At 66.0% G+C, this 21,565-nt stretch carries 24 protein-coding genes; 19 read left to right on the top strand and 5 right to left on the bottom strand.

The features are described 5' to 3' along the window. Positions 1–10: 10 nt before the first annotated feature. Genes prmC through D3654_RS09835 form a run of 3 tightly spaced genes read left to right on the top strand, consistent with a single transcriptional unit; the run spans position 11 to position 2,595 of the window. On the top strand, positions 11–883 hold the full coding sequence (gene prmC, locus D3654_RS09845) for a peptide chain release factor N(5)-glutamine methyltransferase (protein WP_120521319.1): 873 nt from the start codon (positions 11–13) through the stop codon (positions 881–883). A gap of 12 nt (positions 884–895) precedes the next feature. Beyond that, positions 896–1,783, top strand: a complete 888-nt coding sequence (locus D3654_RS09840; protein WP_120521318.1) for an L-threonylcarbamoyladenylate synthase — start codon at positions 896–898, stop codon at positions 1,781–1,783. A 50-nt stretch (positions 1,784–1,833) separates the two neighbouring features. Further along, a complete protein-coding gene (locus D3654_RS09835) occupies positions 1,834–2,595 on the top strand; it encodes a WecB/TagA/CpsF family glycosyltransferase (protein ID WP_120521373.1) in 762 nt (253 codons plus the stop codon). 7 nt (positions 2,596–2,602) lie between these two features. Here the strand turns inward: D3654_RS09835 and D3654_RS09830 are convergent, their stop codons facing one another. Beyond that, the gene (locus tag D3654_RS09830; RefSeq protein ID WP_120521317.1) at positions 2,603–3,499 is read right to left on the bottom strand and encodes a glycosyltransferase; all 897 of its coding nucleotides are present in this window, start codon (positions 3,497–3,499) and stop codon (positions 2,603–2,605) included. A gap of 205 nt (positions 3,500–3,704) precedes the next feature. On the opposite strand from D3654_RS09830, the gene D3654_RS09825 reads away from it, so the two are divergent. The 12 genes from D3654_RS09825 to D3654_RS09770 all read left to right on the top strand — a co-directional run bounded on the left by D3654_RS09825 (position 3,705) and on the right by D3654_RS09770 (position 13,311). Further along, positions 3,705–4,817 carry an MraY family glycosyltransferase gene (locus D3654_RS09825; RefSeq protein ID WP_205571771.1) on the top strand — a complete coding sequence of 371 codons (1,113 nt, stop codon included), beginning with the start codon at positions 3,705–3,707 and terminating at the stop codon, positions 4,815–4,817. 117 nt (positions 4,818–4,934) lie between these two features. Further along, positions 4,935–5,417 (top strand): Cg1360 family ATP-synthase-associated protein, encoded by a 483-nt coding sequence (locus D3654_RS09820; RefSeq protein WP_120521316.1) that lies wholly within the window; start codon positions 4,935–4,937, stop codon positions 5,415–5,417. After that, positions 5,404–5,733 (top strand): hypothetical protein, encoded by a 330-nt coding sequence (locus D3654_RS20785; RefSeq protein WP_120521315.1) that lies wholly within the window; start codon positions 5,404–5,406, stop codon positions 5,731–5,733. Before D3654_RS09820 ends, D3654_RS20785 begins: the two co-directional genes overlap by 14 nt. A 91-nt stretch (positions 5,734–5,824) precedes the next feature. Then, positions 5,825–6,625, top strand: coding sequence for a F0F1 ATP synthase subunit A (atpB, locus tag D3654_RS09810; RefSeq protein ID WP_120521314.1), 801 nt, complete (start codon positions 5,825–5,827; stop codon positions 6,623–6,625). Positions 6,626–6,705: 80 nt separating this feature from the next. Further along, positions 6,706–6,924: an ATP synthase F0 subunit C gene (atpE, locus tag D3654_RS09805; protein WP_011692451.1), complete on the top strand. Its 219-nt coding sequence runs from the start codon at positions 6,706–6,708 to the stop codon at positions 6,922–6,924. A 52-nt stretch (positions 6,925–6,976) separates the two neighbouring features. Beyond that, positions 6,977–7,534, top strand: coding sequence for a F0F1 ATP synthase subunit B (locus D3654_RS09800; RefSeq protein ID WP_120521313.1), 558 nt, complete (start codon positions 6,977–6,979; stop codon positions 7,532–7,534). Further along, positions 7,534–8,361, top strand: coding sequence for a F0F1 ATP synthase subunit delta (locus tag D3654_RS09795; protein ID WP_074589890.1), 828 nt, complete (start codon positions 7,534–7,536; stop codon positions 8,359–8,361). The genes D3654_RS09800 and D3654_RS09795 overlap by 1 nt, the downstream gene beginning before the upstream one ends. An 82-nt stretch (positions 8,362–8,443) precedes the next feature. Further along, positions 8,444–10,081: a F0F1 ATP synthase subunit alpha gene (atpA, locus tag D3654_RS09790; RefSeq protein WP_120521312.1), complete on the top strand. Its 1,638-nt coding sequence runs from the start codon at positions 8,444–8,446 to the stop codon at positions 10,079–10,081. Positions 10,082–10,154: 73 nt separating this feature from the next. Continuing rightward, a complete protein-coding gene (locus D3654_RS09785; protein WP_120521311.1) occupies positions 10,155–11,042 on the top strand; it encodes a F0F1 ATP synthase subunit gamma in 888 nt (295 codons plus the stop codon). A gap of 86 nt (positions 11,043–11,128) precedes the next feature. After that, positions 11,129–12,583, top strand: coding sequence for a F0F1 ATP synthase subunit beta (gene atpD / locus D3654_RS09780; protein ID WP_120521310.1), 1,455 nt, complete (start codon positions 11,129–11,131; stop codon positions 12,581–12,583). 1 nt (position 12,584) lies between these two features. Next, the gene (locus tag D3654_RS09775) at positions 12,585–12,869 is read left to right on the top strand and encodes a F0F1 ATP synthase subunit epsilon (RefSeq protein WP_074589897.1); all 285 of its coding nucleotides are present in this window, start codon (positions 12,585–12,587) and stop codon (positions 12,867–12,869) included. Positions 12,870–12,879: 10 nt separating this feature from the next. Continuing rightward, complete coding sequence (locus D3654_RS09770) at positions 12,880–13,311, top strand: DUF2550 domain-containing protein (RefSeq protein ID WP_120521309.1); 432 nt, start codon at positions 12,880–12,882, stop codon at positions 13,309–13,311. Positions 13,312–13,377: 66 nt separating this feature from the next. Here D3654_RS09770 and D3654_RS09765 read toward each other — a convergent pair whose 3' ends face one another. The 3 genes from D3654_RS09765 to nucS form a co-directional block, all read right to left on the bottom strand. Further along, a complete protein-coding gene (locus D3654_RS09765; RefSeq protein ID WP_074589900.1) occupies positions 13,378–13,581 on the bottom strand; it encodes a cold-shock protein in 204 nt (67 codons plus the stop codon). A 303-nt stretch (positions 13,582–13,884) separates the two neighbouring features. Continuing rightward, positions 13,885–15,129: an N-acetylglucosamine-6-phosphate deacetylase gene (locus tag D3654_RS09760; RefSeq protein ID WP_120521308.1), complete on the bottom strand. Its 1,245-nt coding sequence runs from the start codon at positions 15,127–15,129 to the stop codon at positions 13,885–13,887. A 79-nt stretch (positions 15,130–15,208) separates the two neighbouring features. Beyond that, complete coding sequence (gene nucS, locus D3654_RS09755; RefSeq protein ID WP_120521307.1) at positions 15,209–15,904, bottom strand: endonuclease NucS; 696 nt, start codon at positions 15,902–15,904, stop codon at positions 15,209–15,211. A gap of 65 nt (positions 15,905–15,969) precedes the next feature. Between nucS and D3654_RS09750 the strand changes: the two genes are divergently transcribed. Next, the gene (locus D3654_RS09750) at positions 15,970–16,302 is read left to right on the top strand and encodes an ATP/GTP-binding protein (protein ID WP_120521306.1); all 333 of its coding nucleotides are present in this window, start codon (positions 15,970–15,972) and stop codon (positions 16,300–16,302) included. Positions 16,303–16,348: 46 nt separating this feature from the next. Then, entirely contained in the window at positions 16,349–17,146 is a 798-nt protein-coding gene (locus D3654_RS09745; RefSeq protein ID WP_120521305.1) for an alpha/beta hydrolase, read from the top strand. A gap of 45 nt (positions 17,147–17,191) precedes the next feature. Here D3654_RS09745 and D3654_RS09740 read toward each other — a convergent pair whose 3' ends face one another. Continuing rightward, positions 17,192–18,376, bottom strand: a complete 1,185-nt coding sequence (locus D3654_RS09740) for an AI-2E family transporter (protein ID WP_120521304.1) — start codon at positions 18,374–18,376, stop codon at positions 17,192–17,194. 284 nt (positions 18,377–18,660) lie between these two features. Here D3654_RS09740 and D3654_RS09735 point away from each other — a divergent pair, with 284 nt between their 5' ends. Next, positions 18,661–20,406, top strand: coding sequence for a DUF8094 domain-containing protein (locus D3654_RS09735; protein ID WP_120521303.1), 1,746 nt, complete (start codon positions 18,661–18,663; stop codon positions 20,404–20,406). Positions 20,407–20,444: 38 nt separating this feature from the next. After that, positions 20,445–21,449, top strand: coding sequence for a tetratricopeptide repeat protein (locus D3654_RS09730; RefSeq protein WP_120521302.1), 1,005 nt, complete (start codon positions 20,445–20,447; stop codon positions 21,447–21,449). Positions 21,450–21,565: the final 116 nt, after the last annotated feature.

Here is a 21,565-nt window from a genome sequence, read left to right as displayed (position 1 = left end):
CCGGAATCCGATGGCTTTCGAGACTGGGCAAAGCCTCGCGGACGCCGTCCGCGAGGCCACTGCCGTCCTGAGTGATGCCGGCGTCCCCACTCCACGGGTTGACGCCGAGCTCCTCGCCGAACACGTCCTCGGCGTCGGCCTCGGCCGGCTGCGGGCGATGCTGCTCGGCGAGTCCCCGGCACCGGAGGGCTACGGCGAACTGGTTGCCGAGCGCGCCAGCCGCGTACCGCTCCAGCACATCACCGGCGTCGCGCATTTCCGGTACCTGACGCTCGCCGTCGGGCCCGGCGTCTTCATTCCCCGCCCGGAGACGGAATCCGTCGTCCAGCTCGTCATCGACAGGATCGCCGGAACCGAACGCCCTAAGGTGGTGGACCTGGGCACCGGGTCGGGCGCGATTGCCGCCTCGATCGCCCACGAAGTACCGGGCGCCGAAGTCCACGCCGTCGAGTTCAGCGCCTTTGCGCACGCCTGGGCGGCGAAGAACCTGCAGCCGCTGGGCGTCAGGCTCGTGCACGGGGATCTGCGCGACGCGCTGCCCGAACACAACGGCACCTTCGACGTCGTGATCTCGAACCCGCCGTACATCCCGGCCGAGGCCATTCCGAACGAGCCCGAAGTAGCGCTGCACGATCCTCCCGAGGCGCTGTACGGCGGGGGAGCGGACGGCATGGAGCTCCCGACGGCGGCGGCGGCCTCCGCGGCCCGTCTCCTGAAGACCGGCGGCTACTTCGTGATGGAACACGCCGAGGTACAGGCCGGCTGGATCGCCCGCCACCTGCGGGAGGCGGGCTGCTGGGACGACGTCACCTCGCACAACGACCTCAACGGCAAGCAGCGGGCAACGAGCGCGGTGCTGTCACCGGCCGGCCCGCGGGAGTGAAAGAATAACGCAGTGACCACTAGCTACGACTGCACGTCAGAGGAACAACGCGCCGACGGCATAGACCACGCCCAGCGCGCCATCAGCGAGAAGAAATGCATCGTGATGCCCACGGACACCGTGTACGGCATCGCCGCCGATGCCTTTTCGCCGCAGGCCGTGACCATGCTGCTCGTCTCCAAGGGCCGTAGCCGGCAGATGCCGCCGCCGGTGCTGATTCCCCGCCTCGGCGCCCTGGACGGCCTTGCCACCGAGATCTTCGATGAAGCCCGCAAGCTGGCCGAAACCTTCTGGCCGGGCGGACTGACCCTGATCTGCCACGCCCAGCCGTCCCTCGACTGGGACCTCGGTGAAACCCGCGGCACGGTGGCGCTGCGGATGCCCGACGACGCGATCGCGCTCGAGCTGCTCAACCGCACCGGCCCGCTGGCCGTTTCCTCTGCAAACCGCACCGGCCACACCGCCGCGCGCACCGCTGCCGAGGCGCAGGAGCAACTGGCCGAATCCGTGGAGGTCTACCTCGAAGGCGGCCTGCGGCCGGTCGACGGGGAGGAAGGCGTGCCGTCCACGATCGTCGACGCCACCTCGCTGCCCCTGCGCGTGGTGCGCGAGGGGGCGATTTCCCTCGAGCAGCTCCGGCAGCTGGTTCCCGGCGTCCTCGCCCTGGGCGAAGTCGCACCCGAGCCGATGCCCGAGGCCGAAGCCGTGCCGCTGCCGCCTGAGGAGACCCAGGAAGGTCCCCTTGAGGGGCTGGCGGAAGGGCCGGAGGTATCCGAGGCACCGGACGCAACCGCAGCGCCGGCGGAAACCACAGCACCGGACGAAACCGAAGCACCGTCGTCGGACGCCGATGACGCCCGGCCGGGCACTCTACCATCCAGCGGGCCTGCTGCCGGATGACTCCTGGACCGGCACATGGGGGCAGGGCGTCGTCGGACGGGGTGGACCGCATGGAATTGAAGAAGGACCGCGTTCCCTTCCTGGATGTTGACGTCACCGCGCTGCGGGTGGACGAACTGTTGGAGGTTCTCAGTGGCTTCCTGGCCGGGGAGGGCACCAGGCTCATCGTGGGCCACAACCTGCACAGCATCACGCTGATGCATTCCCGGCCTGACTTCCGTGCCCTCTATGAGCGCAGCGACGTGATCCTCCTCGACGGCGCCCCCGTGGCCATGCTGTGGGGCAAGGCCCACGGCCGGCAGACCCGGAGTGCCGCCATGGCCTACCGGCTGGGTTCCACCGACTGGCTGCCCGCACTCGGCCGGCTGGAGGGTTTGGAGCGCATCGCCGTCATCGGTGCCGGCGCCGGCGCCAACGCCAAGGCCGTGGAGAAGCTGCGCAGGATTGTTCCCGGCGCCGAAGTCGCCGGCCGGCCAGGAGAGGCCTGGGACGAGGCCAAGGAAGAAGCCGCCGTCGCATGGCTGGGGGAGTTCCGGCCGCAGCTGGTGCTGCTCGGCCTCGGCATGCCGCTGCAGGAATCGGTGCTCCTGCGCCGCCTGGACCAGCTGCCGCCCGCGGTCTACGCCGCCGTGGGCGGTGCCATCGAGCAGTTGGGCGGCGTCCAGAAACTCGCGCCCCGCTGGCTGGGGCGGCTGGGGCTGGAGTGGGCGTGGCGCCTGTTGCTGCACCCGGGAAGGGTTGCCTACCGGGTGTTCGGCGAGCCCTGGGTGCTGCTTGGCCTCCTGCTGCGCAGGCGCCTGCTGGGCCGCTGAGCCGCCCCTAGAATTTCTGCTGGTCCAGCGGACCGAAGCCCTTGCCGCGCAGTCCGGCGGAGAATGCACGGAACCATTCCGCCAATCCGCGGAAATCGCCCCGCTGCAGGAAATAGCCGAGGTAGCCGCCGACGTCGGCCACGAGGGATTTCACGCGCCGGTACCGGCGGATGAGGTAGCCGCGGTTCCGGTAGTAGAAGTAGCGCTTGAACGCGCCTTCCGGAACGATCACATGCCAGCGGGCACCGAAGACGTGCTTCGTTTCGGAGAACGCGTGCGGGTGGCTGATCGATGCCGTCGCCACCGTGCCGAAACGGATGCCGGCCTTGCGCAGGCGGATCATGAAGTCCACTTCGTCGCCCCGGATGAACAGCCGGATGTCAGGCACGCCCACCTTGAAGAAGACATCCGAGCGGATCAGGGCGCCGTTGAAGAAATGCCCGACGTCGGGAAGGAACCCCGCCTTTTCGACCTCGGCGCGATCATGGGTCACTTTGCCGTCGATCCGGAAGAAGAAGGACAGCTTGTCCGGCTGGCCGGGTGCCAGCACCAGCGGCACCACGGCGTCGAGGTTGCGGGCTTCGGCTTCCCGCAGCAGCGTCTCAAGGCAGGCAGGATCGGTTGGTTCGGCGTCGTCGTCCATGATCCAGACCCATTCGGCACCGCTGGCCACGGCCTTGAGGATGGCCAGTGCGAAACCGCCGGCCCCGCCGAGGTTCGCCTCGGAGCGCACATAGTCAACGTCCGGATGCCTCGCCGCCACCTCGCGGGCCGGGACGGTGCCGCTGTCCACCAGGCAGATGGACTGGACCGGAGTGCTTTGTGACTGGATTGCGTCGAGCAGGATTCCCAGCTCGCGGGGGCGGTCGAAGGTCACGGCGGCTACGGCAACCGGCACGGGCATTGAGGGATCCTTCCGGAGCGGCGGAGCATATCAACCGGCTCGCCCTGAGGGCGCGAGTGCCGGAGCACGGCTGCTGTTGCCGCTAGTATCTTGGACAGAGTCCAACTGTAGTACAGCAATATCCGGCGGTGCGCAGGGCGTTGCGGGCGTCTCCCGCAACGCATCCCAAGGGCGCAAATCCATCACCGTCTACAGGAGCCGCCACGTGATCATGTATTCCCTCATGATGCTCACGGCTGCCGTGGTGGCGTACGTGACCACCTGGGGGGCACGGTTGCTGGCGAAGAAGCTGCGGCTGTTCGGCCCGATCCGCAGCCGCGACATGCACTCCGTGCCGATCTCGCGCCTGGGCGGCCTGGGGCTGTGCGCCGGCTTTGCCGTAGCACTGGTGGTGGCCAGCAATTCCTTCTTCGTCAAGGACATCTTCCGGGGCAACACCGCGCCGTGGGGGATCCTGGCCGGCGTGCTGGTGATTGTCGCCGTCGGGCTCGCCGACGACCTCCTGGACATCCGCTGGTGGATCAAGCTGATCGGTCAGGCGCTGGCCGCCACCGTGGTGGCCGTCTGGGGCGTGCGGATGACCGTGATTCCCTTCATCCCCGAGCCGATCCACATCAAGTCCGAACTGCTGAGCATCGTGGTTACGGCCCTGCTGATCGTCACCACCATGAACGCCGTCAACTTCATCGACGGACTGGACGGCCTGGCGGCGGGCGTCGCCGCCATCGGGGGAGTGGCGTTCTTCCTGACCGCCTACTGGGTGCACCGCAACGCGGTACTCCTTGACCGCTCCGATCTCGCGGCCCTGCTGATGGCCATCCTGGTGGGCTGCTGCATCGGCTTCCTGCCCCATAACTGGTTTCCCGCCCGGATCTTCATGGGGGATTCCGGGGCGATGCTGCTGGGCCTTGTGATGGCCGCGGCCGGTGTCGTTTCCACCGGCCAGATCAGTTCAGGGCTGTACGACCGCATCAACGGTATCCCCACCATCATCCCCATCCTGCTGCCGTTCGCCGTGCTGTCCCTGCCGCTGCTGGACCTCGGCCTCGCCGTCGTCCGCCGGACGGCCCGCGGGCAGTCGCCGTGGTCTGCGGACCGCGGCCACCTGCACCACAAGCTGATCGAACTGGGCCACACACACCGGACTGCCGTGCTGATGATGTATGTCTGGACGGCCATCCTGGCCTTCGGCGGCCTCGCCTTCGCGATCTTCCCGTGGCAGATCGTGCTCACCCTCGACATCGCGGCGGCACTCGTCATGGCCGTCGTCACGGGGTGGCCGTACTTCGCCCGCAGGGGCAGCCGGACGACGTCATGACGGCGCGTTAACATCACAGTTCTATCTCATGTAGAATTCTTGCTGCGGGCACTCACTCGCACGCGCACCCACCCTCTTTGAGACCCGGCATCCCCTGCCTCGACGATTGGCATCCCCATGACTTCCAACGCCGACGGACATCAGTCCAAGCAGCTTGGCGTTGCTGTCGCCGGAAGCTCACTGTGGCTCAGGCTCCTTGTCCTGAGTACGACGGCGGCCGTGCTGGCGCTTGCTGTCACTGCGGTGATCGCCGCGGTCATGAACGGTGGCCAGGGCGCCTTGTCTGTCGCCTTCGGTGGTGCGCTGGTGATCGTGTTCTTCGCGATCAGCCTCCTGATCGGACACTTCGTCGGACGTAACAATCCCTCCGGTGCAGTGGGACTCTTCGTGGCCACCTACTTCGTCAAGGTCGTCGGCTTCGCCGTCACCCTCTTTGTCTTCGGTGCCCCCGAGTGGCTGCACGGCCGCTGGTTCCTGATCGCCGCCGTCGTTGCCGTCATTGTGTGGCAGACCGCAGAGATCATCGGATTCAGCAAGGCCCGCCTGCAGATTTACAACGACCCCTCGCCGCGCGAAGGAGGCCAGAATGGCAACGCCTGAACATGACCACGGGAAGTCCTCTCCGGCACCCTCCAGCTCCGGCTCTTCCGCCGGTGACGCCAAGGACGGAAACGGTGGCGGATACAACGCCGGCATCGCCGTCTTCAGCTACATCATCGGCGGAATCATTGTCTGGAGTTTGATAGGCTGGGGACTGGATTATCTGTGGGGGACCCGCTGGATTGTGCTCCTAGGCGCTCTGCTTGGAGCCGCAGGGGGGTTTTACCTTTCCCATATGCACGGCCTCACCCGTCAAGGCACTCCTTCGGGTGGGAACAAAGCAGGCCGCGGTCCGTCCCAGGACGGGGCACAGTAATGCCAAATAATTTCACACGGGAAGTGGCCGCCGCCAACGCGGACCGATTCTCACCAAAGCCCAATGATGGACACTGCAGAGAGGAAACGCGTTGATCGCGCTTGCGCTCCCGGCCCAGGATTCAGGGACCTTCACCCCTCCCGGAATCGACGAAATGCACCTGCCGGCTATCCTGCCGTGGGGTGCGCACGAAGGATTCTCCAAGCAGATGCTGCTGGTCATCCTGTCGGTCGTCATTATCGCCACCTTCTTCATCCTTGCTGCACGCAAGCAGCAGCTGGTTCCCGGCAAGCTGCAGTTCGCAGGCGAGATGGCCTACGGCTTCGTCCGTAACAGCATCGCCAAGGACATCATTGGCGGCCGTGACTTCATCAAGTACGTGCCCCTGCTGTTCTCGCTGTTCTTCTTCATCCTGGTGAACAACATCTACGGCGCCATCCCGTACATCCAGCTCCCGAGCTTCTCCCACGTGGGCGGCGCCTACGTGCTGGCAGCCATCGTGTACGTGACCTGGATCGGCATCGGCCTGAAGAAGAACGGCCTCAAGTACTTCAAGCTCGCAACGGTCCCCTCCGGCGTGCCGTGGTACATCCTGCCGATCGTTGTTCCGATCGAAATCATCTCCAACTTCCTGGTTCGTCCGGTCACCCACAGCCTCCGTCTCTTTGCGACGATGCTCGCCGGCCACCTGATCGTCATGCTCGCCGGTTCCGGCATCGAGTTCCTCGTGATGCAGGAGAACGTCCTCTTGAAGGGCGCTTCGGTACTGGTCCTCGTAGGTGCGGTCGCCATGTACATGCTGGAAGCGCTGATCATGGCGCTGCAGGCGTACGTGTTCACCCTGCTGACCGCGATTTACATCGAAGGCGCACTGCACGCCGACAGCCACTAAGGCTCCCCACAGACTTCCCCCTCGGGGGATGAAGCAAACCAAACAACCTGCCACGAACGTGGCATCTTGAAAGGAAAAAAATGGAAGGCTCCATCAACGGCTCCCTCAACCTCATCGGCTACGGCCTCTCCGCAATCGGCGGTGGTATCGGTGTGGGTCTCGTGTTCGCTGCCTACATCAACGGTGTTGCCCGTCAGCCTGAGGCCCAGCGCGTGCTGCAGCCGATCGCATTCCTTGGTCTGGCCCTGACTGAAGCTCTCGCCATCCTCGGTCTGGTCTTCGCTTTCGTTCTTAGCTAATCCCGCTGAACTAAGCGAACAACCAGTAACGAGTAGATAGGACGGGTGAAATATGAATCAGCTGATCATCTCAGCCGCCACTGAAGGCGAGGAGTCCGTATCGCCCCTTACTCCCAATGTCTGGGAGATGGGCGTCGTTCTCGTCGGCTTTGCTGTCCTCCTGTTCATCGTGGTCAAGTTTGTTGTCCCGATGTTCGAGAAGACCTTCGCTGAGCGCGCCGAAGCGATCGAAGGCGGCATTGCCAAGGCTGAAAAGGCCCAGGCCGAAGCTTCTGCAGCTCTTGAAGAGTACAAGCAGCAGCTCACCGATGCCCGTGCCGAAGCCAACCGTATCCGCGAGGAAGCCCGCGCCGAAGGTGCACAGATCCTTGCGGACCTGAAGGCCAAGGCTGCTGCCGAGTCCGCTCGCATCACGGAGCAGGCCCACGCCCAGATCGAATCCGAGCGCCAGGCGGCTGTTGTTGCCCTGCGCTCCGAGGTGGGCACGCTGGCCACCACCCTGGCAGGACGCATCGTGGGCGAAGCGCTCAGCGATGACGAGCGTTCCGCACGCGTGGTGGACCGCTTCCTGGCAGATCTGGAGACCCAGAACGCAGGTGCAGCTAAGTAATGGCAGGTGTATCGAGCGAATCGCTGACCACGGCGCTGGAGCAGTTGGAAGCCAAGCTTCCGCTCGCCTCGCTGCAGTTGGCTAGGGAACTCTTCGGAATCCTGGGAACGGTAGACAGCTCGGCTGGCTTGCGCCGCGCCCTGACTGACCCCTCCCGCAGCGGAGAAGAGAAGTCGGCGCTGGTCAAGCAGCTGTTTGGCGGGAAAGTCTCCGCTGATGCTGCGGAAATCGCGTCCGGACTGGCCGGCTCACGCTGGGCAGACGCACGTGACATCGGCGATGCACTCGAGACTCTTGCCGCCACGGTGGTCATCGCCGTGGCTGAAAACAAGTCGGCCGTTTCTGCCTCCGGATTCACGGGGCTGGAAGAGCTGGAGAACGAACTGTTTGCTTTCAAGCAGGCCGTTGCTTCCAGCCACGATGTACAAGCTGCTCTGGCAGAGCCGCAGGCTTCCGCAGCAGCGAAGGTTGCTCTTGCCGGAAAACTGGTCCCGGGTGCCAGCGAGGAAGCCAAGCTCCTCATTGGCCAGGCGGTCTCCCAGCCGCGCGGCGTCAAAGCAGTCAAGCTCATCGACAGCTTCGCGGCCCTTGCTGCCAAGCGCCGGCAGCGCTGGATTGCGACCGTCAGCGTCACCCGTCCGCTGACGGAAACGCAGGCCAGTCGCCTGCAGGCCGGGCTTGATGCCCTCTACGGCCGCGACCTGAAGGTCAACGTCAACGTTGACCCGGCGTTGATCGGCGGAATCCGGGTCCAGGTGGGTGACGAGGTGCTCGACGCTTCGGTCGTTTCCCGCCTGTCCGAACTCCGCCGTCAACTCGCCGGCTAGCCGGACAAGAACAACAAACTGATACAAAACCCGGTCATCGTGGGCAACGATGACCACGAAAACAGGAGAGCAGGGACTGCAGATGGCCGAATTGACCATCAACGCCGACGACGTCCGTAATGCGTTGAACGAGTTCGCGGCGTCCTACGAACCCGGTAACGCCGAGCGCGTAGAGGTTGGTCGTGTGACCGCCGCAAGTGACGGCATCGCCCGTGTTGAGGGTCTTCCCTCGGTCATGGCGAACGAGCTGCTTCGCTTCGAAGACGGTACCCTGGGCCTCGCCCAGAACCTCGACGTCCGCGAAATCGGTGTCATTATCCTCGGTGACTTCACCGGTATTGAAGAGGGCCAGGAAGTCCACCGCACCGGTGAGATCCTGTCCGTTCCGGTGGGCGACGCCTTCCTCGGCCGCGTTGTCGACCCGCTGGGCCAGCCGATCGACGACCTCGGCGAGATCAAGGCTGAAACCACCCGTGCACTGGAACTCCAGGCCCCTGGCGTGACCCAGCGCAAGTCGGTGCACGAGCCGATGCAGACCGGTCTCAAGGCCATCGACGCCATGATCCCGATCGGCCGCGGCCAGCGCCAGCTGATCATCGGTGACCGCCAGACCGGCAAGACCGCCATCGCAGTGGACACCATCATCAACCAGAAGGCCAACTGGGCTTCGGGCGACGTCAAGAAGCAGGTCCGCTGCATCTACGTCGGTGTCGGCCAGAAGGCTTCCACCATCGCCGCAGTCCGCCAGACCCTGGAAGACCACGGCGCCCTGGAGTACACCACGATCGTGGCCTCCCCGGCATCCGACCCCGCAGGCTTCAAGTACCTGGCACCCTACGCCGGTTCTGCGATCGGCCAGCACTGGATGTACGGCGGCAAGCACGTCCTGGTGATTTTCGACGACCTGTCCAAGCAGGCCGAAGCCTACCGTGCAGTGTCCCTGCTCCTCCGCCGTCCGCCGGGACGCGAAGCCTACCCGGGTGACGTTTTCTACTTGCACTCCCGCCTGCTGGAGCGTTGCGCCAAGCTCTCCGACGAACTCGGTGCAGGGTCCATGACCGGCCTGCCGATCGTGGAAACCAAGGCGAACGACGTGTCGGCCTACATCCCGACCAACGTCATCTCCATTACCGACGGCCAGATCTTCCTCCAGTCGGACCTCTTCAACGCCAACCAGCGCCCCGCTGTTGACGTCGGTGTGTCCGTCTCCCGCGTGGGTGGCTCGGCCCAGGTCAAGTCCATGAAGAAGGTCTCCGGTACCTTGAAGCTGGACCTGGCCCAGTACCGCGACATGCAGGCTTTCGCGATGTTCGCATCCGACCTGGATGCCGCATCCCGCCAGCAGCTGACCCGTGGCGCCCGCCTGATGGAACTGCTCAAGCAGGGCCAGTACGCGCCGTTCCCGGTTGAGGACCAGGTTGTTTCCATCTGGGCCGGCACCAACGGCTACCTGGACGACGTTCCGGTCGAGGACATCAGCCGCTTCGAGGCTGAGTTCCTGGAGCACCTCAAGCACAAGTCCTCCATCCTGACCACGCTGGCTCAGACCAACGTCCTGGATGACGACACTCTGGAAGCGCTGAAGTCCTCGATCGTCGACTTCAAGAAGGGCTTCTTCGGCGAAGGCGACAGCCGTCTGGTTGGCGCCGGCCACGAAGAGCACGAAGCGATCTCCGGCGGCGAAGTCGACCAGGAAAAGATCGTCAAGCAGAAGCGCTAGTTCCGTTGACCGGTCCGGCCGGGGCGGAAATGCCCCGGCCGGACCGGCACCGGAATCTTAGGAAAGGATAAGTATGGGAGCCCAGATCCGGGTCTACCGCCAGAAGATCTCCTCGACGACGTCGATGCGCAAGATCTTCAAGGCGATGGAACTGATCGCTACCTCGCGCATCGGTAAGGCCCGCGCCCGCGTTGCAGCTTCGCTGCCGTACGCCAATGCGATTACCCGTGCCGTTTCTGCTGTCGCAAGCCAGAACGAAATCGACCACCCGCTCGTCACCGAGCCGGAGAAGATCCGCCGCGCCGCCGTCCTGGTCATCACCTCTGACCGTGGCCTGGCCGGTTCCTACTCCGCCAGCGTGCTGAAGCAGGCCGAGGGACTCAACGAGCTTCTCCGTGCCGAGGGCAAGGAAGTCAAGACCTACATCTTCGGCCGCAAGGCCCAGGCGTACTTCGACTTCCGCGGCCGTTCCTACGCCCGCGTGTGGACCGGCGGTACGGATGCCCCCGAGTTCGAGACGGCCCAGGAGATCGGCGCCGCCCTGCTCGAGGAGTTCGCCACCGATTACGCGGAGGGCGGCGTGGACGAGATCCACGTTGTGTACACCCGCTTCAAGTCGATGGTGACGCAGGAACCCACCGTGGTCCGCCTTCTTCCGCTGGAAGTCGAAGAGCAGGCGGTCACCGAGTCGGAACTGCTGCCGCTGTACGAGTTCGAGCCGGAAGCCGAGCAGGTGCTCGACGCCCTGCTGCCGCGCTACATCGAGTCCCGCATCTTCGCAGCAATGCTGCAGGCCGCAGCCTCCGAGCTTGCAGCCCGCCAGCGTGCGATGAAGTCGGCCGGTGACAACGCGACCGAGCTGATCAAGAAGTACACGCGACTGCGCAACACGGCCCGCCAGGCCGAAATCACGCAGGAGCTGTCCGAGATCGTGGCCGGTGCCGACGCCCTCAGCGCGTAGCCGCCGGTGCAGCGTACGGCGCCAGCCGTAGCTGCACCAAACAGATAAACTTAACCCCACGCCCTCTACCGAATGAAGTGAGAGAGATGACTGCCACCGCTACCGAGCACGCAGCCGCAACGGCCGGTGCCACCGGCCGCATTGCCCGTGTCATTGGCCCGGTTGTCGACGTCGAATTCCCGGCCGACGCAATCCCCGAGATCTACAACGCACTCACCACCGAGATCACCCTCAACGGTGTAACCAAGACCATCACCTTCGAGACCTCCCAGCACCTGGGTGACAACCTCGTCCGTGCAATCTCCCTGCAGGCCACCGACGGCCTCGTTCGCGGAACCTCCGTGAAGGACTCCGGCGCCCCGATTTCCGTGCCTGTCGGCGACGGCGTCAAGGGCCACATCTTCAACGTCCTCGGCAAGCCGCTGGACGTCGACGAGTCCGAGATCAAGGCCGACGACCACTGGCCGATCCACCGTAAGGCTCCGTCCTTCGCGCAGCTCGAGGGCTCCACCGAGATGCTGGAGACCGGCATCAAGGTCATCGACCTCCTGACCCCCTACATCAAGGGTGGCAAGATCGGTCTGTTCGGTGGCGCCGGCGTCGGCAAGACCGTTCTGATCCAGGAAATGATCACCCGTGTTGCCCGCAACTTCGGTGGTACTTCCGTGTTCGCCGGTGTCGGCGAGCGTACCCGTGAAGGCAACGACCTCTGGGTCGAAATGGACGAGGCCGGCGTTCTGAAGGACACCGCCCTTGTGTTCGGCCAGATGGACGAGCCGCCGGGAACGCGTCTGCGCGTTGCACTGTCCGCCCTGACCATGGCGGAGTACTTCCGCGATGTGCAGAACCAGGACGTGCTGCTCTTCATCGACAACATCTTCCGCTTCACCCAGGCCGGTTCCGAGGTGTCGACCCTTCTGGGCCGCATGCCTTCCGCCGTGGGTTACCAGCCGAACCTGGCCGACGAGATGGGTCTCCTCCAGGAGCGCATCACCTCGACCAAGGGCCACTCCATCACCTCGATGCAGGCCATCTACGTCCCGGCTGACGACTACACCGACCCGGCACCGGCCACCACCTTCGCCCACCTGGACGCCACCACGGAACTCTCCCGTGAAATCGCCTCCCGTGGCCTGTACCCGGCCGTGGATCCGCTGACCTCCACCTCGCGAATCCTCGACCCGCAGTACATCGGCAAGGACCACTACGACACCGCAGTGCGCGTGAAGCAGATCCTGCAGAAGAACAAGGAACTCCAGGACATCATCGCCATCCTCGGTGTCGACGAACTGTCCGAAGAAGACAAGATCGTGGTGGCACGTGCCCGCCGCATCCAGCAGTTCCTGTCCCAGAACACCTACACTGCCAAGCAGTTCACCGGTGTCGAGGGCTCCACGGTTTCCATCAAGGACACCATCGAGGGCTTCAAGGCCATCTGCGACGGCGACGTCGACCACATCGCGGAGCAGGCGTTCTTCAACGTCGGCGCCATGGATGACGTCGAGCGCCAGTGGGCCAAGATCCAGGAACAGACCAAGTAGCATGGCTGAGCTCGAGGTTGAGATTGTAGCGGCGGACCACTTCGTGTGGTCCGGCGCGGCCAAGATGGTCAAGGCCCGCACCAGCGATGGTGAAATCGGAATCCTGCCGGGCCACTCGCCGCTGCTCGCCATCCTGGCCGAGGGCGAGCTGGCAATCGAGCCGGTTTCCGGGGACCGCATCGCGGTGACGGTCGACGGCGGATTCTTCTCCGTGGACAACAACCGGGTGGTCATTGTTGCTGACAACGCCCAGCTGGGTGAATCAGCTACTGCGGGGATCCGATAGCACGACCTTGATGGACGATTCTTTTTTTCCGTTCATCATCCTGGCAAGTGCCTTTGGCCTGCTTGTTTTGACACTGTGCCTCGTGGGGGTGCGCCGCTTCAACCTGCGGCGCGCCCTCGGCACGGTGGACGCCTCCATCTGCATGGCTGGAAACAGCTGGCGGATGGGGGTTTGTCGTTATCAGGACTCCGAGCTGGAATGGTTCAGCCTTTTGTCGCTGAGCTTCCGTCCCCGGCATAGCTTCAAGCGCAGTTCCCTGGAACTGCTCGGCCGCCGGAAGCCCAGCGAGGTGGAGCTGCCCAAGCTGCAGCCCGACGTCGTGGTGGTTGAACTGCGGCACGAAGGGGAGTCCTTCATGCTGGCCATGCGTTTCGAAGCCTATGCGGGGCTGTCCTCCTGGCTGGAGGCCGGTCCGGTGATCGGAGTGGGAACCTGGCGCTGATTCCAGGAAGCTTAAACAGAAAGACCCGGGCAGGCTGCCCGGGTCTTTCTGTTGGTACGGCGTGGCTCAGAGAGCGGTGACGCCGGTGGCCTGCGGGCCCTTGGCACCCTGGCCGATTTCGAACTGAACACGCTGGTTCTCGTCGAGGGTGCGGAAACCGGAGGTCTGGATCTCCGAGTAGTGGACGAAGACGTCGCCTTCGGCGTCGTCCGGGGTGATGAAGCCGAAGCCCTTTTCAGCGTTGAACCACTTGACAGTGCCCAGTGCCATTATTTGTTTCTCCTCATTGTGGAACTTCTTTTCAAGTCCGGCACACAGCGTGCCGCGCTTTAGTCACTCCGCGAGAAGACCTGAATTCCGCCTTGGCATTGCCTGGCTTGCATTGCAGGAGCTTCAAGCTCGCAACACGTCTTGCGAGCATGAATCACACCTACACAAAGACTGCTACAACACTTTCATGGCCATTAGTGCAGGTCAACGGTCTGCCAAGGAATTCCCGGAAAATTTAGGTAAAAAGAAGGTAACGGCATTTCGCCATAAATAAGGTAATAGGCCCGGCCTTTGCGCGGCGGCCTAAAGCCAGTTCCCTTGCCGCAGGACACCGGCCAGGCCGAGGTTCTTGCCAACCACCACAAGGTCTGCCTTCAGGCCGCGCCGGAGGCCGCCCACCTCGTCGGAAAGGCCCAGCACCGCGGCCGGCACAGCGGTTGCCGAGGCGACGGCGTCCGCCAGTCCGACGCCGGACGCCACGGTGCGGCGAACGACGTCGAGCATGGTGGCGGTGCCGCCGGCTATCGATCCGGTGGCGTCCAGCGTGGCGACGCCGCCGCTGACGGTAACGGGGGACGGGCCGAGCATGTATTTGCCGTCGGACAGCCCGGCGGCGGCCATGGAGTCGGTCACCAGCGCGATGTTCGCGGCGCCGACGAGCTGGAAGACGGTGGCCACGGTGGCAGGATCCAGGTGCGTGCCGTCGGCGATGAGTTCCACCACCGCCTTGCCAGCCTGGGCTGCGCGCAGGCACGCGGCTACGGGACCGGGGGAGCGGTGGTGCAGGGGCGGCATGCCGTTGAACAGGTGCGTCACGGTGGGAAGCGAGCTGACGCCGTCGAAACCTGCGGAGGCGAGGCCGTCCCGGGCTGCCGCGAGGGACGCGGTGGCGGTGGCGTCGTCGCAGTCGGTGTGGCCCAGCGACGGCGTCACGCCATGCGAGGTCATCAGGTCCACCAGCGCCGCGGCGCCGGGCAGCTCCGGCGCGTACGTCATGGTGGCCAGTTTTCCCTCGGCCGCCTCGATGAGCTCGGCCAGGAGCCCGAGGTCGGGTTCCAGGAGGTAGTCGGGGTTCTGGGCGCCGCAGCGGGCATGCGAGAGGAACGGGCCCTCGAGGTGGATGCCCGCCAGCAGCCCTTCGTCCGCCAGGCGAACGTAGAGGCCGATTCCGCGCAGCAGGTCCTCCCGCGAGGCGGTGACCATGCTTGCCAGGAGCGTGGTGGTTCCGGAGCGGTGCAGGAAATCGATCGCCCTGCGTGCCGATTCCTCGTCACCACCCGGGAAGTCGCCGCCGTTGCCGCCGTGGCAATGCACGTCGACGAAGCCGGGAAACAGGTAGCGGTCCGCGGGAAGGTCGGCATGCGGCAGGCCGGCGAACCCTTCGAAGGCGTGCTCGTCAAAGTCCCCGAGCCGCCCGGCGAAGGCGATCCGGTCACCTTCCACAGCCACCAGCCCGTCCTCGATGACCACGCCGTCGCTGACGATGGTTCCGCTGATGAGATGGCGCGAGGGCGTGGGCGTGGCCGAAGGCAGGTTCGGGTCTGTCATGCCAATGATTCTATGGGGAGGAGCCGCCACGCCACATGACTGATGGTGATTGAAATCTAAATATTTCAATCAATGGTGATCAGAACAGTCGAGACTCGCTGTCGTCCACGCCGCGCATCGCGTCGTAATCGAGCGTCACGCAGTCGATCCCGCGGTCGTTCGCGAGGACCTTGGCCTGCGGCTTGATCTGCTGGGCGGCGAAGATCCCGCGGACCGGTGCCAGCAGCGGGTCGCGGTTGAGCAGTTCGAGGTACCGGGTGAGCTGCTCGACGCCGTCGATGTCACCGCGGCGCTTGAGCTCGACGGCGACCGTGCCGCCGGCGGCGTCGCGCGCCAGGATGTCCACCGGGCCGATCGCGGTGAAGTATTCGCGCCGGATCAGGGAGTAGCCGCTGCCCAGGGTTTCGATCTGCTCGGCGAGCAGGCGCTGGAGGTCCGCCTCCACGCCGTCCTTGATGAGGCCCGGATCGATGCCGAGCTCGTGGGAGGTGTCGTGGACGTGCTCATAGATGTTGATGATGAGGCGGTCATCGGTCTTGGCGGACTGCACGGTCCACTGCTCGACGACGCCTTCTTCCACCTCGGTCTCTTCCGGCGTGGTGACGCGCAAAGTGGCCGGCGGGCTCATCCAGTTCAGGGGCTTGTAGGAACCGCCGTCCGAATGGACCAGCACGGAACCATCGGCCTTCACCAGCAGGAGCCGGGTGGCCAGGGGCAGGTGGGCCTTGAGACGGCCGACGTAATCAACGGAGCAGCGGGCTATGACGAGTCGCACCCGCTCAACTTTACTGCCTGTGACGGGGTGCCGCCGGGCCGGGGGCTCTGCGGCAGAATGGAGCCATGCCCCGATCCAACCGCCCCCGACGCACAGGTTCCGCGAATTCGAAGTGGACCCGCGGTGCCGACGCGCCCGACTTGGACCTCGAACGGGCACGCGCCGGGATCGCGCGGCGGGAGAACGCCCCCGACGGCGAATGGATCGTCCGGACCATGACCGCCAGGAATGCCGAGAAGAATTACGTCTGCCCTGGCTGCTCGATGCAGATCCTGCCGGGAACCGCCCACCTCGTGGTCTGGTCGGCCAGCCATCTGCTGGGCGACGCCGTGGGCCTGGAAGAACGCCGGCATTGGCACAACAAATGCTGGACCGGGCGCACCTACCGTTACCGCTGAGTCCCAGGCGGCGGCCCGGGCCGGGCAGCGGGATACCCTTGGAAGCATGACTTTCGATCCCGCCTCGTTCGTGTTCACCCAGCCGGCAGCTCCCGTGGCCATCCGCGCGTCTACGGTGCTTCCGGCCCGGCGCGAGAACATCGAAATCACCACCGAAGACGGCAAGGTCCTGGTGGGGGAGTTGGCGCTTCCTGAGTCGGGCGAGATCACCGCAACCCTCATCACCCTGCACCCTCTGCCCACCCACGGCGGCTTCATGGACTCCCACGTCTACCGCAAGGCCTCCTACCGGCTTCCCGCCCTGGCCGGTGTCGCGGTGCTCCGCTTCAACACCCGGGGCACGCACTCGCCGCGGGGCACCAGCCAAGGCAGCTTCGAAGAGGGCATCGGCGAGCGGTACGACGTCGAGGCCGCGGTGCGCTTCGCCGTCGAACGCGGCCTGCCGAACCGCTGGCTGGTGGGCTGGTCCTTCGGCACCGAGCTTGCGCTGATGTACGGCGCGGTCGATCCGGTCGCTTCGCAGGTGGAGGGGGCCATCCTGCTCTCGCCGCCGCTGCACCGTGCCACGGACGTCCACCTGAAGGAATGGGCCGCCGCCGGAAAGCCGCTCACGGTGCTCGTGCCCGAACACGACGACTTCCTGCAGCCGGCCGAAGCGGCGGAACGCTTCAGCCTCGTTCCGCAGGCGCGGCTGCTGGGCGTCGACGGCGCCAAGCACCTCTGGGTGGGCGAAAAGCACGCCGCGCGGGTCCTGGACGAGATCGTCGACGACGTCACCGAGGCCGGTGCCGGCGCCGACGGCCTGCCGCGCGAGTGGGCAGGGCCGTTCGCGACGGCGGCCTAAAAGGGCTTAGCGGTCGCCCGCCCGGCGTCAGTGGGCGGGCCTGCTTCAGTGCCGGTCCTGGCGGACGATGAAGACTTCCTTGATGAGCAGCATGGTCGCCGCGGCGGTGGGAATGGCGATGAGCGCCCCGAGCACGCCCAGCAGGCTGCCGCCCGCGATCACCGAGATGACGGCGACGGCGCCAGGTACCGCAACCGCGCGCTGCATGATGCGCGGCGAGATGAAGTAGGCCTCGAACTGCAGGTAGGCGAAATAGCAGATCGCGTAGATCACCGCGGTCTGCCAGCCCAGGGTGAGGGATACCAGGATCACCACCACCGCGGCGATCATGCCGCCCACCAGCGGAATGAACGCGAGCAGGGCCACCACGAAGGCCAGCAGGACGCTGAACGGAACGCCGAGGATGGTCATGACGATGAACGCGAACAGGGCGTTGAGCAGGGCAACGCAGGCCTGGCCGATCACGTAGTTGCCCACTGACCGGGTGATCTCCTCCGAGAGGGCCTCGACCCGGGGGCGGCGGGAGCGCGGGGCCAGGCGGTATGCCCACTTCTTCATGGCGGGCAGGGCGCCCAGGAAGTAGAGGCTGAGCACCAGGACGATCAACGCGCCGAAGAGGCTGTTCGCAACAGTGGAACCGAAGCCCACGACGCCGCCGAAGATTCCGCCCATGGCGTCGGGGTTCTTGACGAACTTGTCGAGCTCCTCGCTGATCCGGTCCCGCACGCCGAACTGGCTGTCCAGGGTCCGGAAGAATTCGGAGTCCAGGAAGTCGCGGATCCAGGTGGGCGCCTGGCGGACGATCTCCGTGACCTGCTCGACGATGGTGGGGATCAGGGTGGCAAAGAACCCTGCGACGGCCGCGGCCAGCACCCCGACGGACAGCAGGATGCCCGCGGGCCGCGGAACCTTCTGGCTTTCAAGCCAGCGGACCACCGGATCCAGGCCCAGCGCGATGAAAAGGGCGGTCACGATCCACAGCAGGAGCTGGGCCGTGTGGGTGCCGATGTAGAAGAGCAGGAGGGCGACGCCGACGCCGGCGGTGCCCATGAATCCCAGGTACAGCGGGTGCTGCGCGGACATCCGGGGTCCGGGGGAGCCGAAGCGGTCGTCGCCGTCGTCGAGCGCCGCATGATCGCCGTTCTCGAGCTCCGGGGGCATCTCAAACCGCACCCTGGGCTGGGCGCCGGGAATGGGCTGGCGGAGCCGGCGGGCAACCACGCTGAACATGCCCGCCTTCGACGGCCGGCCGCTCGCCGCCTGGGCTGTACCGTCCGGTTCGCCGGACGGTCCGGGAGGCGTCGGAGACTTCTGCTCATTCACGTGCTTCTACTGCCTTTGCATTCCGTGCGGCCCCGCAGGCAAAGCCGATTCCAATGTTGTTCGTCACCCTACCAGCAGCATGAATCTGCGGTTTTGGCCCGCCACGGAGGGGAATCCGGGGCCGGGCCGGCCAGCCCCCGAGCCGACCGTTGGGTAACAAAACGGTTACCCTTAAAGCTCAACGACCGCTGATGATTGGTATTCCTGTGCGATTGAAGACTGCAGCCTCCCTGGCGCTGCTGGGCCTGCTGGTACTGCTGGCCGGCATCGGCCAGTTGACCTTCTGGGCTCCTGCCGACACCGTGACCGCGTCTGCTCCCGGCGACACGAAAGCCGCCCCGTTGACCGTGATCGGGCAAGAACTCCTGGACCACAAGGGCGGGCCCAGCCGGATCACCATCAAAGGTGACGGCAACTTCGTGCTGGCTGTCGGCCGGCCCGACGACGTCGACGGCTGGGTAGGCAAGACCGCCCACAACACGGTCACCGGGGTCTCCGAAGACGGCAAGTCGCTCCAGATCACCAACACCGAAGGCGACGCGACCGCGCCGGCGCCAGCCGGATCCGACCTCTGGGTCGAGACCGAAAGCGCCAGCGGACAGCTTGAGTACTCCTGGAACCCGCCAGCCGACGGCGAATGGACGCTCCTGCTCGCCAGCGACGGCACGAAGCCCGCGCCGGCGTCTATCTCCGTGACGTACCCGAACGATACCTACATGCCGTGGGCCGTCCCGCTCATCCTCTTCGGCTCCGTCCTCATCGCAGCCGGTGCCGCACTGCCCCTGCTCGCCAGGTTCCTCGGTGCGCGGAACGGCGGAAACGGCGGCCCAGGCCGCGGTACCGGAAACGGCACGCCGGAGACGGCCGCCGATCCGGTCCTCGGGAACCAGGCCCCCGGCGGGCAGGCTCCGCAGCAGAAGGGCGGCACCACCGCCCTGCGCATCCTGGTGGCCGGTGCCCTCACCGCAGCCCTCGCAGGGACCTCGCTCGCAGGCGCCCAGGCCGCCGAAAGCCCCTCGCCGTCCCCGTCGCAGGACGCTTCCGGTGAGGCCGAGGTGCCCGTCCTGGTGGATGCCCAGCTCAAGCGCATTCTGGAACAGGTCGCCAACGCCGTCTCGGCCGGTGACGCAGCCCGCGACGCCGCGAAGCTGAAGACCCGCGTCGACGCCACCGAGCTGCTCGTCCGGACCCAGAACTACAAGATCCGCGCCAAAGTGGCCAGCCACCAGGCACGCATGCCCGTGCGCGCCAGCAAGCTGCTTGGCAGCGTGGTGACCACCCAGCGCACCTGGCCGCGCACCGTCGTCGCCGTCACCCAGGGCGACGGAAACGTGGTGCCCCAGGTGCTGACCCTGCGCCAGGCGGCGCCGCGGGAGAACTACAAGCTCCTGGCCACTGCCCCGCTGCAGCCGGGCACCTCCTTCCCCGCCATCCCGCTCGGCGGGACCCAGCAGTCCGCCGCCGGCGACAAGGCCGGACTGGCCTACAGCGGCACCGAAGCCATGGCCGCCCTGGCAGACCGGCTCACCAAGCCGGATTCCGCCTTCAAGGGCAAGCTCGTGGAGGGCACGGGTTCGCCGTACATCGCCGACGTCCTGGACTACCAGGCCGACGCCGTGAAGGCAGGGAGCAGCGGAACCTTCAAGTTCACGCACACCCCGGTTCCGGCCGACACCTTGGTGTTCCGCACCTCCGACGGCGGCGCGCTGGTGCTGGGCCGCCTGGACTTCGGGTTCACCACCACGCCCAAGGCCGAAGGGGACACGCTGATCGCCGACAAGGCGGCGGCCGTCCTGGCCGGTGGTGAATCGACGAAGGTGGGCCTCTCGCAGACCTTCGCCGAGTCCGTGGCCATCTACGTCCCGCCGGCAGGATCCAACGATCCGATGAAGCTCGTGGCGGCCTTCCGCGGACTGGTGGCAGCCAGCTTCAAGTAGGCGAAGTGGCGGCCGGTGAAACAGCTAGAGTGGACACTATGAGTTCGCCAGGATCACGACCCGTTTCCCCGGCCGCCGCCAGCCAGCTCAACCTCCGCGGCGCCGTCGACCTTTCCGCGCTGCGGCGACCGGCCGCACCGCCGCCCGCGCCTCCCGTCCAGGGCAACGGCGCGGCTGCTCCCGGCCGTGACGGAGGAGCCCAGGACCCGGCGGCGGAGGGGACCCTGCGCCCCCTCCGCGTGGACGCCAACGAGGCGAACTTCCAGGACCTGGTGGAGCTTTCGGCGCGGATCCCCGTGCTGTTCCTGCTCTGGGCCCGGTACTCGCCGGAGTCGGACACGCTGCTGCAGAGCCTGGAGAGCGTCGTCGAGAGCTACGACGGACGGATCGTCCTCGCGGCGGCCGACATCGACGCGTTCCCCCAACTGGCCGACGCCTTCCGGATCGAGGCTGTTCCCACCGCCGTTGCCGTCCTGAAGGGCCGGCCCCTCCCGCTGTTCCAGGGACCCGCCGCGGAGCATGAAATCCGCGCGCTCCTGGACGAACTGCTGAAGGTCGCCGCGGAGAACGGCGTGACCGGCAGCGTCCGCGGTGAGTCCGCGGCGCCGCAGGAAGCGCCGGTGCCGCCCCTGCACCAGGCAGCCTTCGACGCTATCGAAGCCGGCGACTATGCCGCGGCTGCGCAGGCGTACCGGCAGGCACTTGCCGAACAGCCGGCCGACCGTGAAGCCAAGGCCGGGCTCGCCCAGGTGGAACTGATGGGCCGGCTCGAATCGATTTCCGCTCCGCAGGCCGAGGCCCTTCGCCAGCAGGCCGCGCAGGAACCGGACAACCTCGACGCCCAGCTCGCCATCGCCGATCTCGACGTCTCCGGCGGACACATCGACGACGGCTTCAACCGCATCATCGCGTTCATCGGCCGCAACTTCGGTGCCGAACGCGAAACCGCACGCGTGCGGCTGCTGGAACTCTTCGACGTCGTCGGTGTTGCAGACGAAAGGGTGGCCAAAGCGCGGCAGGGCCTCGCCCGCGTGCTGTTCTGACCCGAGTTGCCCAACGGCGACGGCGGCCGCCCCGCTTTTCGGGATGGTGGTCCTCGGACAGGTAGTCCCTTCGGATGATCCGGCCGCCTGACGGCTCCGGGAGTTCGTCCTGCCGG

Origin of the sequence: Arthrobacter celericrescens, assembly GCF_003614925.1 — a bacterium.
Classification (GTDB): domain Bacteria; phylum Actinomycetota; class Actinomycetes; order Actinomycetales; family Micrococcaceae; genus Arthrobacter; species Arthrobacter celericrescens.
This window is presented reverse-complemented; position numbering and strand designations above follow the sequence as displayed.